The sequence below is a fragment of the Dyadobacter sp. CY312 genome (assembly GCF_021390535.1).
GTDB lineage: Bacteria > Bacteroidota > Bacteroidia > Cytophagales > Spirosomataceae > Dyadobacter.
In genome coordinates, this window is sequence record NZ_JAJUXG010000011.1 from 387,965 (window position 1) to 402,277 (window position 14,313).

The 14,313-nt window shown below is 44.8% G+C and carries 9 protein-coding genes; 5 read left to right on the forward strand and 4 right to left on the reverse strand.

Translation table 11 applies throughout. From position 1 onward, the window contains the following. Positions 1-3: 3 nt before the first annotated feature. The 4 genes from LZG71_RS16630 to LZG71_RS16645 form a co-directional block, all read right to left on the reverse strand. Entirely contained in the window at positions 4-489 is a 486-nt protein-coding gene (locus LZG71_RS16630; RefSeq protein WP_233822131.1) for a DUF6265 family protein, read from the reverse strand. 91 nt (positions 490-580) lie between these two features. Continuing rightward, positions 581-1,636, reverse strand: a complete 1,056-nt coding sequence (locus LZG71_RS16635; RefSeq protein ID WP_233822133.1) for a Gfo/Idh/MocA family oxidoreductase — start codon at positions 1,634-1,636, stop codon at positions 581-583. A gap of 10 nt (positions 1,637-1,646) precedes the next feature. Then, positions 1,647-2,441: an SDR family NAD(P)-dependent oxidoreductase gene (locus LZG71_RS16640; RefSeq protein ID WP_233822135.1), complete on the reverse strand. Its 795-nt coding sequence runs from the start codon at positions 2,439-2,441 to the stop codon at positions 1,647-1,649. A 119-nt stretch (positions 2,442-2,560) separates the two neighbouring features. Further along, positions 2,561-3,757, reverse strand: coding sequence for a cytochrome-c peroxidase (locus LZG71_RS16645; protein ID WP_233822137.1), 1,197 nt, complete (start codon positions 3,755-3,757; stop codon positions 2,561-2,563). 274 nt (positions 3,758-4,031) lie between these two features. Here LZG71_RS16645 and LZG71_RS16650 point away from each other — a divergent pair, with 274 nt between their 5' ends. From LZG71_RS16650 to LZG71_RS16670, 5 genes are all read left to right on the forward strand, one after another. Next, positions 4,032-4,925 carry a DMT family transporter gene (locus tag LZG71_RS16650; protein WP_233822139.1) on the forward strand — a complete coding sequence of 298 codons (894 nt, stop codon included), beginning with the start codon at positions 4,032-4,034 and terminating at the stop codon, positions 4,923-4,925. Between the two features lie 193 nt (positions 4,926-5,118). Beyond that, entirely contained in the window at positions 5,119-7,890 is a 2,772-nt protein-coding gene (locus tag LZG71_RS16655) for a DUF6797 domain-containing protein (RefSeq protein WP_233822141.1), read from the forward strand. Positions 7,891-8,353: 463 nt separating this feature from the next. Beyond that, positions 8,354-9,574, forward strand: coding sequence for a GDSL-type esterase/lipase family protein (locus LZG71_RS16660; protein WP_233822143.1), 1,221 nt, complete (start codon positions 8,354-8,356; stop codon positions 9,572-9,574). 154 nt (positions 9,575-9,728) lie between these two features. Then, the gene (locus LZG71_RS16665) at positions 9,729-13,226 is read left to right on the forward strand and encodes a PVC-type heme-binding CxxCH protein (RefSeq protein WP_409013636.1); all 3,498 of its coding nucleotides are present in this window, start codon (positions 9,729-9,731) and stop codon (positions 13,224-13,226) included. Positions 13,227-13,500: 274 nt separating this feature from the next. Next, a complete protein-coding gene (locus LZG71_RS16670) occupies positions 13,501-14,247 on the forward strand; it encodes a ThuA domain-containing protein (RefSeq protein WP_233822185.1) in 747 nt (248 codons plus the stop codon). The last annotated feature ends 66 nt before the right edge of the window (positions 14,248-14,313 follow it).

The window sequence follows — 14,313 nt, forward strand, 5'->3', positions numbered from 1 at the left end:
ATCCTATTCCCTTTTACGCAAGAAATTGAAGACGATTTTCTCCCACTCGCCTTTCTTATTTTTCTCTTCCAAAATCACATCCAGTTTATCAGAAACCACAGCATATATCAACCGTACGGATTGATCTTTTGCTTCAAAGACGGCTTTGTTACTCTCCAAAGAAACGAGCGGATAGGATAAAGGAGCATTTTTTTCTTCCCAGCCGATACTGCCCGGATTAAAATGCCGTAGCTTCATAACGGGGGTGTCTCCCTCCTGTTCGATGATAACAAATTCATAGAAAACAGGCTTGCCATCTTTAACGCAACGAAAACTTGATACCATTGAATTGCCTATTGGGGTGCCCCAATACTCCTCCATATCACCCCACTCGTGTTTCACCTGCCAGGTTCCGGATATAAAAGCAAGATCGGAAACAGAAGCTTTAAATTGCTGAGCGTAGCTGGCACCAGAAAAACAAAGAAGAAATAGTAAATGTCTGAAATTCATAATACGAGTGGCTTTTATGTCTCTAAAAATACAACAAAAACGCCGGCAGGACTTCAAAATCCTGCCGGCGTTTTCATAAATTACGATAACCTTAAAGAGATACTACTCGCTTCTCTGTATCACTCAGTATGGCTGCTTCAATGATCGTCATTGTATTTACACCATCTGACGCTGTAACAGGTTCAGTAGTATTATTCACGATAGACTGATAAATACCTTCGAAATAATCCAGATAGTTTCCCTTTTCAGTTTCAATCTGTTTTCTAACAATTTGGCCGTCGATCTCCGTGTGCAAAATTCCCTGTTTTTCAACCGGCTCGGTACACCAGTCAGTTGTATTGGGTTTTTCTCCGGCAACAAGTTTGTCTTCCTGCAAATCTCCCCGACTTTTCAGGAATGATCCTTTCAATCCCTGAATTACATAAGCAGGAACGGCTTCTCTGGCAACAAAACCGCCTTTGAGCCTTACCCGAAGTTTGTCGTAAAAAAGCAACAATTCGAAATAGTCATTGACCTGAGAACCCGGGCGCACAATGCGTAAATCGGCATAAACTGCTTTTGGCATACCAAACAAATGCAGCGCCTGGTCGGTCACGTGCGATCCTCTGTCTTTCAGCAATCCAGATCCCGGCGTAGGCGTTTCAAGGTGCGCTTTTGCATTCAGCTCCGGACTATGCTGTTCGTAAGAAAAGGTAACTTCTACCAATTCTCCCAAAACACCTTTATTGACAATATTTTTAACCGTTTTATAATCACTGTCCCACCGGCGATTTTGAAATACAGATAACTTCAAACCTTTCTCTTTTGCGAGCGCTTCCAGCTCTTTGGCTTCTGCCAATGTTGCTGTAAATGCTTTTTCCACCACGGCATGTTTCCCTGCGAGCAATACTTTTTTAGTGTATTCGAAATGAGAATCGATGGGCGTATTGACAATTACCAGCTCCACTTCCTCATCTTCGAGAATCGACTCCAGAGACGGATAACTTTTCACTTCGGGATAATCCTGTTGTATCAGCTTCTTGCTTCTTTCCCATGAACCCGTGATTTCAAAACCGGGGTGAAGATTAAGAAATGGGGCATGAAAAATTTTGCCCGACATTCCGTAAGACAGCAGGGCTGTTTTAATAATTCTTTTTTCAGAAGACATATGTACTTTTTTATATAATAAACTTCGCTACTCCCCCATCTACTTTCAGGGCGGCGCCGGTGGTTGCGGATGAAAGCGGACTGGCGACGTAGGTAACCAAATTCGCGATTTCCTCTACCGATGCGAAACGCTGAAGTAATGATGATGGTCTTGCTGTTTTGAAAAAATCCTTTTCGGCTTCCTCGGGTGTGACATTGGCAGATGTCGCCAGTTGTTTTACAAACTCACCTACCCCTTCCGATTTGGTCGGTCCGGGAAGAATAGCATTCACCGTAACGTTGGTTCCTTTGGTAAGCTCTGCCAAACCGCGGCTCACGGCCAGCTGCATGGTTTTGGTCGCTCCATAATGGATCATTTCCTCAGGAATATTCACACCCGATTCACTGGAAATAAACATAATACGTCCCCAGTCCTTAGCCAGCATTTTTGGAAAGAAATACCTCGCAAGCCTCACTCCGCTGAGCACATTCACTTCAAAAAACCGAAACCATTCTTCATCGGCAATTTCAACAAATGGCTTGGGTTCAAAAATCCCGGCATTATTGATCAGAATATCTACATCCGGCAGATTTTCGAGAAGCGTATTCACTTCTTCTACCTTGGAGAAATCTGCGGCAGCTCCGGATATAAGTCCTTCCGGCACAATTACCCGTAATTTCTCTATTGCTTCAATCACCCTGGCTTCCGAACGTCCGTTGATAATTACCGTCGCTCCTTCTTCCAATAATTTCTGAGCAATGGCAAAACCAATTCCCTGTGTTGAGCCACTTATAAATGCTGTTTTTCCTGTTAATTGTAAATCCATATGATGCAATTTTATAAAACCTGAAAGACTAGTCAACACCACAAAAGCCGAAATCAATCCCTGTAAAGGCCTTTTTCAAATTAATACAATTATATGCTCTTGAAAAAACCATCCATTTTTTACAGACCTTTCACCGGAAGTCCGCTCGGAACCCTGGCCGGAATGGTCTTGTCGAAAGTGTCGTCGTTAAGCGTATTCAGAAACTCTACGATCCTGGAAATGTCGCGAAAATTCACATTCATTTGTGTCGCGAGTGTATCCATTTGCTGTGGTTTCACATTCGGATTGATGATTTTACCTCCCGCAATATCTTCATAAAATTGCAGCACCTGTTCCAGCGTATTAAACTTCCCGCTGTGCATGTATGGCGCTGTGTAACGCAGATTTCGCAGTGTAGGCGTTCGGAAAGCATAGTCGCCGTTCACTCCGGAATCACTCTCTTTTCGGTTTTGAGAATCGGGAACGCCCAGTGTATGCAGTTTGAAATCCGACAGCATAGGTCCTGAATGACATTTGGCGCAACCTGTTTTCAGAAACAAATTCAGCCCTTCTTTTTCTCCCGTAGAAAGCGCGTTGCTGTCGCCCCGCATGTATTGGTCAAACCGGGAATTGTTGGCGACGAGTGTCCGTTCGTAAGCTGCTATGGCTTTGGCAAGATTCTCCGCATTGACAGGCGAATTATCTTTAAATGCCGCTGCAAAACGTACATTGTATTCAGGAATTTTTCTGATTCTGGCCACTATCTCATCAATCACTTTTTCTTCCACATACTGATGTCCACGCATTTCTTCCAGCGTTTTGATCGGCACGAGCGCCTGCTCCTCCAACCCTTTCGCCCGAAGATCCCAGAACATGGGAGCCGACTCAGCATGGTAAACGGCACCATTTCTGATTCCATTGAAAGCTGTGTTCAGAATACTTTGAGAATTTCTTTTTACAAATGGAATATCATTAGGCAACAAAAACTGTCGTTTGCTCCCGCTACCTTTACCATTCACCCCTATTGAAGTTTCCAGAAACTCTGCATAATTAAATTCAGGCTGATGACAGGTTGCGCAGGACACGTCTTTATTGCCGGATAAAATCGGATCAAAAAACAATAATCTCCCTAATTCCACTTTTTCTACGGTAGAAGGATTACCGCATGGATGCGTTACAAATTCGGGCAAAGCAGCAAGCACATCCAGTTTGTCAGAAGTTTTATGTTTTGTTTTAGCCAGAGATTTCCGTTCGCTACCACCACAGCCCATCATCATCGCACCCAGCACGAAGAACAACAGGTAAAAGAAAGTAGAACTTACGGTTTTGAAATTCATGTAACGAAATGATGCAGAAATACACTGTTGTACAAAGGCAGAACGCCACCATATTTAACCCAAATCATGTGAATTAAGTAGAGATTGACGACGTCTGAATCAGACAAAAAATACCATTTATTACCAGCGATTTTATTCAAGAGTGAAGCTTGGTACGCATAACCCAATTTGAGATTATTCCGGGAATAGACTACTTTTACCTGCTGTTTCCGGCATTCGGAAATAATTATACCGATATTCTCTATCAAAAGGATGTTAGCATATTAAGTACGTTATGAGAAAAGCTTTCATCCAATTGCATATCGCCATTATACTGGCAGGTTTCACTGGCGTTTTCGGCAAGTTGATCACCCTCAACGAAGGTTTGCTGGTTTGGTACCGCATGTTAATTTCGAGTGTATTGTTGCTGCTGATTCTGGGCTCTGCCAAACGACTGGAAACAATATCAGGAAGAGATTTTCGTAAAATTGCCTTTGCTGGTTTCCTTTTGGGAATTCACTGGATATTCTTTTACGGAAGTATTAAGTATTCCAATATTTCTGTGGGTGTAGTCTGTTTCTCGCTAAACGGGTTCTTCACCGCCATTCTGGCTCCTTTGATCAATAAGAAAAAAATTGCCGTATCTGAGCTCCTTCTCAGCTGTTTGACGTTGCTGGGTATTGTTCTTATTTTCAGTTTTGACTCCAAATATCGCGTTGGTATTGTTCTGGGAGTGATTTCCTCTTTACTTGCCGCGCTTTACACCATTGTGAACGAAAGGCTGGCACATTCCTACAAAAGTGAAACCATCACCGTTTACCAGATGACGGGCGGAGCGGCAGCAATCGGTTTGCTGATGCCCATTTACCTGCATTTCTTCCCGGTTGAGACACTCATTCCCTCCATGATGGACTTCGGTTACCTCACCATGCTTTCTTTGTTCTGTACCGTTCTGCTCTATTTACTGCTCACGCAGGCACTACGAAAGATTTCAGCATTTACCGTAAATCTCAGTTTCAATCTGGAACCGGTTTATACCATCGCTCTTGCTATTATTTTTTTCAAAGAGAACCGTGAACTTACCGCACCTTTCTACATCGGTTTGGGCCTGATCATCTTGTCGCTGGCGTTGCAGATGATCAAAGTATTTGCGGAAAACAAAAAAGCCAAGGTCCTGGCAAACCGTTAAAATAATACCTGCCTCGCGATAAAACATCAACAGTATAGCGTCCTGAGAAGACAGCAGATTAAAAAATAAACATCTGGAATCAAGTAACTTCTACCCTACTCACGACTTTTGAGCATGATCACTTCGACTTTAAAATTCCAGTCGACTGTAACGATACAACACAATACCAGAGGTTTAATTACTTAACGCTGACATGTTCATTTTTTTAAAGCACTGCCGTAAATATCTGGGGGCAATCTCAATCGGGCTGACCATTTTTCTTACAGGATATACCGACAAGCGTATTATTTCTTCCAATAGCGCCGATTCTCTGGTGCTAAATCCTTTTGTCGAGCCCGGTTTTCCTTTTATTCCCGGATCGCTGGATGCACGCCAATTGGGAGCTGGTTTCCCTGATGATAACATGGCAGCAAGGATATTATCCGTTCCTGTAGGCGACAGTGCATACATTGCTTTTGACACAGATCTGCTGCGGATGTCGGTAGCCTGGACTGGCAAATACCTGCCCATGGTGCTGATGGCGCAGATTTCGTACAAAGATTTTTTCAATAAGAACAATAAGGTTCCTACCGTCACAGGCAATCCCAAAGTGGCTACCGGCTCTTATCCGGGTTGGTCGACAGATAAGCCAGTTTATCAAAACATCAGAACAAGATCAGCCGAAGAACCGAACTGGGATGCAATGCCTGCGGAAAAGGGACGGTGGAAAGGCGTATATGCTTATGGAGATAAAGCGATATTGAACTACACTGTTGGTACAACAGAAGTTTTTGAAATGCCCGGAGGCATCAGGTTCGGTGATCAGATAGCGTTCACAAGAAGCTTCCGGTTCGGTAGTTCGGAGCGGGAACTGTACCTCACAGCAGCGGAAGTAACCAACGCTACTGCCAGCGAAGTAAAAGGACGAATTGCCTATCTCTACCACGGTGTTAACAAAGACAGCGTTACGGCGATTGCCATTTTGGGTAAAGGTGGTTTTGCTTTACAGCCGGAGATTGCCGAAAACCGTTTCGTTACGGTGAAAGTACCCGCAACAGCAAAAGGCGCAGAAGCGGGTATTGCCATCTGGAAAGGCCCGGCAAAAGAGAAAAAGACATTTGAAAAATTATGCAGGAAAGTACGTATATCGTTTCCCGATTTCCAAAAAGGAGGCTCTGCATATTGGAATGAAACCGTTGTAACAAAAGGAAAACTTTCGCCCGATACAGCGGCCTTCGTAACCGACCAACTCACACTTCCGCTCCCAAATCCCTGGAAGAGAAATGTACGTGTAGCTGACATCGCTTTCCACAACGACGGTCGCGCCATAGCCGTTACGTTTGAAGGAGATGTGTGGACGGTGGAAGGAATTGACAAGAACCTTCAAAATATCAGATGGAAGCGGTTTGCTTCCGGCCTGCATGAGCCGATGAGCATCGACATTGTAAAAGACACCATATATGTTTTTGGGCGTGAAGGGATCGTTCGTCTGCACGATATGAACAAGGACGGTTCTGCGGATTTTTATGAGAACTTTTCCAATGTCATGTCTCAATCCGCTGAGTCAAGGGAATGGGCGGCTGACATGGTTTTAGGACCCGACGGATGTTTTTACATTGCCAAAGGCGGAAGCCAGAGCAATGGTCCAGGCGTGTCCAAACAGGTTGCCAAAGGTTTCCGGGAGGGCTCACGGCACAATGGTACCGTTATGAAAATTTCCAAAGACGGGCTTAGTTACGAGATCATTGCAACCGGCTTACGAGGCCCCTATCTGGGCATGAATCCTAAAACGGGTATGCTAACCGCCTCAGACCAGCAAGGAAACTTTGTTCCTTCCACACCCATTTATCTGATCAAAAAAGGAGATTACTTTGGCGTACCTGCTACGGAACACCGTAAAGACAATCCTGCGATTACTCCGGCACTTACCTGGCTTCCTCACCGTGTGGATAGATCGAGCATCAGCCAGGCGTGGGCTACAAGCGACAAAATGGGTCCACTGAACGATAACCTGATCCACTTTTCATTTGCACGACCGGGACTTTTCCGGGTATTAATCGACAGTTCTGCGGCTATCAGCCAGGGAGGCGTTTCTTACATCCGAGCCAACTATCCAGCCCCTACTTCCAAGGGCACGATTAATCCCGTGGACGGGCAAATGTATATCTCCGGATTCAATCTCTGGGGTTCCAGTTCCAAGGGTATCAGTGCATTGATGCGTTTGCGGTATACAGGCAAGCCAAGTTATATGCCGAACCAGTTCCGAGCTGGCGAGCAGGGAATTATGCTTTCATTCGATTCCGAACTGGATGCGAACAGCGTGCTGGATGCTTCTCATTTTCAAGTAAAAAGATGGGACTACAAACGCACACAGGAATACGGATCCGGGCATTTCAAGCTGGACGGAAGTACAGGTGAAGAAACTCTGAACGTCGTTGCATCTTATCTGTCTGCTGACCGAAAAAAGGTATTGCTGCTGGTGCAGGATATGAAAGAAGTGATGCAGGTTGAAGTTGCGTATCAGATTCAAGCCAAAGACGGCAAACAAGTGAATGACCAATTTTACTTCACAATCAACAACCTCTCTGCGTTGGATCCTGCAAGTTTCGGATTTGCATCAGTTGACCTTGCCCTGCTAAAAGCGAAACAACCGGAAGCTGCTGCGAGTACTGAAAAAGAGGAAATGGCAAGCGCTGAAAAAGGAAAAGAACTGTTTCAGAAAATGGCATGTTTCGGCTGTCACTCAGAAGGCACACAGGTGAAAGGTATGTACGGACCTCCATTCCAGAATTTATATAAATCAGTACGACATTTTGAAGACGGTACTTCGGCCATTGCTGATGAAAAATACATCAGGGAATCAATCCTTAGCCCGGGAGTGAAAATCATCAAAGGTTATAATGAAGAAATGCCTTCGTTTGTCGGGATTCTTAATGACAATGAAATTGAGTCGATTACGCTGTATATTAAATCGTTGAAAAAATAACTCTCCATTATCGCCACGATTTGTAAATCGTGGCGATAATGGTCACGCGTTTGTAACGCGTTAAATGCACTCAGCTTTCTATTCGATTTTTTATCACAGTGCGCTGCACCTGACTGGTAACTTTCAGACCAGGTGTATTTCACAGGGCGATGTCTTTCTTTTGGAAGTCTGCGTCTCTTCCACCGATGTCTGTGTCCCCACAGACATCAACACACCCGCTATCTCTGTCACATTTACTTTGATATAATATTGACACATTTTAATCTTTTTTTATCACAGAAAAACATTAAAATACTGATAATCAGATCAAATAATCACAAACCTTTATATTTCGTTTATTTTTTATTTTTCTGTACCATTAACTTCATTCAAAAAGCTTCTTTACCTCTTGTACGTCTTGTTACCGCGTTAGCATAGTCATCGGCGGCAAGATTGACTACCTCAATTCCTAAACCAAAAATGCATGAGAAAGATACGAGTACCGGCTTCGGTTGGTTCTGTTGTTTTATTATTCGCCCTCCTTTGTATAGCAACCGTTGTACAAAGTCAGTCACAGGACAAGTTTGAACTTAAAGACGGCGATAAAATCGTTTTTCTTGGCAATTCGTTATTCGAAAATGAATTCCAGTTTGGTTACCTGGAACTGGCTCTAACCACTCGCTTTCCGGGTCAGAATGTCACATTTCGCAATCTTGGCTGGACAGGCGATAATGTTTGGGGGCAGGCAAGAAGTACTTACACCAACCCACCAACGCCGTATCAGCATTTGATCAACCAGCTTACAGCAGCAAAACCTACATTGGTTTTTATCGCTTACGGAGGAGTGGAAGCACAGGAAGGTGAAGCCGGATTGACTAAATTCAGAGAGGGATACAATCAGTTGCTTGATAAAATAGACGCACTCGGCGCCAAATCCATCCTGCTTTCTCCCATTCCGGTGATGTTTGAAGATACCTCAGCACACATCAATCAGCGAAACGCAGACCTGAAATTATACAGCTCCGAAATATCCAAAATAGCAGCAAGCCGCAAAAAGCAATTTATCGATGTATACAATCCGATTGAAGCAATAGCGAAAAACACGCTCGTTATTGAAAACGGATCACATCTGAATGAAACCGGCTATTTTCAATTAGCTCAAATACTTCGGAAAAGTCTGGGTATTCCTGCTCAGGTGAAGGATATCAATATTACGATCGGCAAAAATGGATCAGAAGCCATCGCGCCAGCGGAGGTAGCCACAAACACAGATGGTGCAAGTGTACAATTCACCATTAAGGAAGACGAACTTCCTCTTCCTTTACCAGCTGCTATGCCAAATGCTCAGGTTAGAAAGATAAAAATAGCCGGACTTAAAAAGGGTTTTTACACACTCACAGCAGATCACCAGCAAATCGTTACCGCCTCGGCAAAAGCGTGGACGGAAGGTGTGGCAATTAGCCAGGGACCGGATTACTACCAGGTAAAACAGGTTCAGGAAATGATCCAGAAAAAGAACGATCAGTTTTTCTTCCAATATCGCCCATTAAACAGAACGTACATTCTGGGTTTTCGTGCTTACGAACAGGGTCGACACGCTAAAGGACTGGAAGACCAGAGCCTGATCATGAAGTGGCTGGAAGGGCAGATTGCCACGCACAGCGTTCCAAAGCACAGAGTATATCAGCTTAAAATGTTGCAATAAGTGTTTTACAATTCCGTCACGACATTTGGTTATCAAAAGTGAGAAGTAAAAAGCGAGATGTTTAGCCGTTCTCATTTTACCATATAAAATGCTCAATCGCAGCAATAATAGAAGGTTCTGTAATTCAACCTGTAAAGTCTTAAATTCATAGCTTATGGCTAACTGCCGACAGCTAATAGCTCCAACCAATATGAAAGCAATCAAGTTTTTATACGTCATTATTCTCCTGCCGCTCATCATGGTGATGACGTCTTCTGTGAACCCGGAAGAAAATAAGGAAGATCCGGATCCGGATGTTGAAAAAGAACTTAAATCGTTCAAGTTAGCCGAAGGTTTTGAAGTGACTCTCTGGGCTTCCGAACCACTTGTTGCCAAGCCGATACAAATGAATTGGGACGAGCAGGGGCGATTATGGGTGGTGAGCAGCACGGCCTATCCTCATTTGAAAACCGGTGAAGAAGCCAATGATAAAATCTTCGTAATTGAAGACACAGATGGAGATGGTAAGGCGGACAAGTCGACGATTTTCGCCGAAGGATTGCTTACACCAACAGGTATATTACCTGGTGATGGCGGGGTGTATGTGGCTAACTCAACGGAAATTTTACATTTCTCGGATACGGACGGAGATGGAAAAGCAGATAAAAGGCGGAGGATTCTGAATGGTTTTGGAACGGCGGATACGCACCACCTTATCCACACTTTCCGTTGGGGACCGGAGGGACATTTGTACTTCAATCAGTCCATTTACATTTACAGCCACGTGGAGACTCCTTTTGGGATCAAACGACTGGAAGGTGGCGGTGTGTGGCAGCTCAATACCAGGAATCTGGGTATGAATGTGTATGCAAGAGGGCTGGTAAATCCGTGGGGTTTGCAGTTTGACCGATGGGGACAATCGTTCCTGACAGACGGTGCCGGTGGTGAAGGAATCAACTATGGTTTCCCTGGCGCTACATTTGTTACAGCTCCCGGTGCGGCCCGGATTATGCGTGGTCTTAATCCCGGACAACCAAAACACAGCGGTCTGGATGTGATTTCAGGAAGCCATTTACCTGAAGCGTGGCAGGGAAGAATGATCACCAACGATTTTCGTGCAAACCGTATCAACAGTTTCAAACTGGAAGAACAAGGGAGCGGATATGCGTCCAAACAAATGGAAGATCTGATGTGGACCGATAATGTGGCTTTTCGTCCGGTGGATATTACGGTTGGTCCTGACGGAGCCATTTACGTTGCCGACTGGTATAACCCGATTATACAACACGGCGAAGTTGATTTCCACGATCCACGCCGCGACCAGGAGCATGGCCGAATCTGGAAAATCGTTGCCAAAAACCGCCCGTTGGTTAAAAAGCCAAATCTGACCAAAGCAAGCGTAACCGAGCTTTTGGAAACCTTAAAGCTCCCGGAAGACTGGACGCGCGCACAAACCAAGCAGGTATTGAAAGCCCGTGGTGCCAAAGAAGTGATTCCTGCTTTACAGAAATGGGTGGCTGATCTTGACAAAAATGATAAAAATTACGAGCACAATTTGCTTGAAGCACTCTGGACGTATCAGACGCTTGAAACCGTAAACGAGCCGCTTCTGCAAACGCTTTTAGCAGCAAAAACCCACAATGCAAGAGCGGCAGCTGTGCGTGCCCTTTCATTTTGGCATAATAAAATAAACAACGTACCGGCCATTCTTGCCAAAGCAGCTGCGGATACTCACCCGCAAGTCCGCCTGGAAGCCGTAATGGCACTTCGTACCTTGAAATCCGCAGAAGCAGCCCGTACCGCACTTACCGCACTGGATCAGCCGATGGACGAATTCCTGGATTTTGCACTTTGGCAAACCGTTCGTGAGCTTGAACCCATGTGGATAAGTCGTCTGAAATCCAATCCTGAATTTTTGGGTGACAGTAAAAAAACTACGTATGCACTAAAATCCGCTGTGAGCACAGATGCTGTTGCGTTACTCATTCAGCTTTATCAAAAAGGGCAGGTACCGGACGAATATCAGAAAGATGTGCTGGCAGCCATTGCCCGTACTGGTCAAACCTCCGATTTGAATGCATTGCTCGACCTTGCCATTCAGAAAAAAGACAAAAATGTAGGAGCACAACTCGTAGCCCTGGAAAGTGCCGCGGCTCAACGACAGGTTAAACCTGATAAAAACCCGGAACGCGTAGCGGAATTTATCGGCAATGACGATGAAGCAGTAAGCCAGAGTGCAATTCGTTTGGCAGGACTTTGGAAACTTAACCAACTCAACGATCGCTTAACAGCACTCGTGCAAAATGGAACACCCAATACCAAAAAAGCTGCTTTAACAGCTCTTGCTGCGATTGACAAAGAAAAGGCGGTTAAACTAATGACTGACCTGACCGGGCCAAAAAATACCCCGGAAGTACGTGTCATTGCAGCAGCACAACTTGCACAACTCAATCCCTCAGAAGGTGCTCGCATTGGCACAGAACTGATGCGTACCCTGCCAGCCGATACAGATGTTTCCGAGATATTCCTGGCATTTATACCCAGCAACCCCGCAAGCGCAGCGTTGGCAGAAGCTATATCTTCCAAAAAAATTCCGGAAGCAACGGCTAAAATCGGAAGACAGCTGGTACAGGCTCGTGCGGGTTGGACGCGCCAGAATCTTGACGAAGTGCTCGCTTTGAAAAAAGCATTGGAAGCCTCGGGAGGTGCTTTGCCTGCTGAAAAAATGCCTCAGAATCTGAGTGACCAGGACATTGCGGGATTGGCTAAACTGGCGAGAGAAAAAGGAGACGCCGCCAAGGGCGAACTACTGTTCCGTAAGGCTGAGTCGAGCTGTACCACCTGTCACGCAATTGGTGGTGCGGGTGGCCTCATCGGGCCCGATCTGAGCAGTCTTGGAACCAGTTCGCCTGCTGAAACCATTATCCGCTCGTTGATCGAACCTAGTGCATCCATTAAGGAAGGTTATGATCTGAAACGTGTTGTAAAAAAAGATGGATCTGAAATGCTGGGATATCTGGCTAGCGACGGCGCGTCGGACATTGTGATCCGTGACGTAACGGGCAAGGAAGTGTCGATCCCAAAAAGTCAGGTAGAGCTGATGGAAAAAGTACCTGGATCACTGATGCCTCCTGGTCTTACCGCAAGCCTCAGCCGGGATGAATTCGTGAACCTCGTTGGATTCCTTACTAAACTGGGCGAATCAGGAGATTTCCGTGTGCCCAATACTCGTTTCGTGAGACGCTGGGAAGCCATTGACGCTGATAAAGCAACTGCAAAAAAAATGACCATGGATGGACCAATAATCGTTGGCAAAGGCGCTACGATTACCCGTTATCCTGTCTACAGCAAAGTTTCAGGGGATCTACCAGTCAACGAGTTACCCGAGATGGAAAATGGCGCGGGCAAACTTTTAAGTATTGTAAAATTTGACGTTGAAGTACTAACCAGTGGTAATGTATCATTTGCTCTTAATTCTGCCAGTGGCATTACAGCTTATGCGGGTTCAAAACTCCTGAAAATAAACGGAAACAACATTACTGCTTCGTTCACACAGGGAATTCAGCCCATTGTGCTTGTAATAGACCGAAAGGTTGTAAAGGATGGTGGTTTAAAAGTTGAGCTAAAAGAAGTGGCGGGCTCGGCGCAAACCCGATTGGTAATGGGGAGGTGAATTGAAAATTAAGAATGAACCGGGGTCACGGGCAACAATTAACCGGGGTCGTGGGCGAAAATTAAGAGTAAGAAGCCCTGGAATTGGCTTATGCTGGTGAATACTATTCACTGGCGTAGCTGAATTCAGGGCTGAATTATGTTTGCGATACGTATCCCGAGCTGTCTGAAAGTATATTTTATAGAAACCGATCTTTACAGCTTAGCATGACGGCAGAATCGTCAGATGCCGTTTTCAATTTTCTTTTTCCAAATTTTGACCATTAAAATTCATGATGCTTAAAAAATTATTTGTCCTGTCTCTGATTATTTTGAGTGCTGCTTCCGGTTACGCTCAACAATTTAAAGCGTTGCTGTTTACCAAAACGGCAGGGTTTCATCACACCGCTATTCATGAAGGCGTAGCTGGCGTACGGAACCTTGCAGCAAGACATAATTTCAGTGTAGACTGGCAGGAAAACGCTTCCGTATTTAATGAGAAATCGCTGAAAAATTATGACGTGGTTATCTTTCTGAATACAACCGGCGATATCCTTGATAACGAACAACAGGCTGCTTTTGAAAAATACATTCAGAGTGGAAAGGGCTATGTAGGTGTACACGCTGCCGCAGACACAGAATACGACTGGCCCTGGTACAACAAGCTGGTGGGGATGATGTTCCTTACTCACCCTGCTCAGCAAACAGCTTATCTGGACGTAGTAAATAGCAATTTTCCAGGCTTGGAACGTTTTCCAAAACGTATGCTTTGGACCGACGAATGGTACGAGTATCAAAAACCAGCCGCTGCCAATGATCTGAATATTTTGATCACATTGGATGAAAAATCTTATGACCCAAAAACCAATAAAGGGGCGGGTATGGGAAGCTCTCATCCTATCGCATGGTATCACAAGTATGACGGCGGAAGGGCATTTTATACGGGAATGGGACACATTGGATTGGTATATTCTGATCAAACCTTCCTGGATCACCTTTATGGCGGTATTTACTGGGCTGCTACAGGAAAGGGAGTGAAGTAATAGATTTCATTTGTTAACATCGGTATTTAATAGGTGCTGATTGATTAGCGTTTGTAACGTATTACT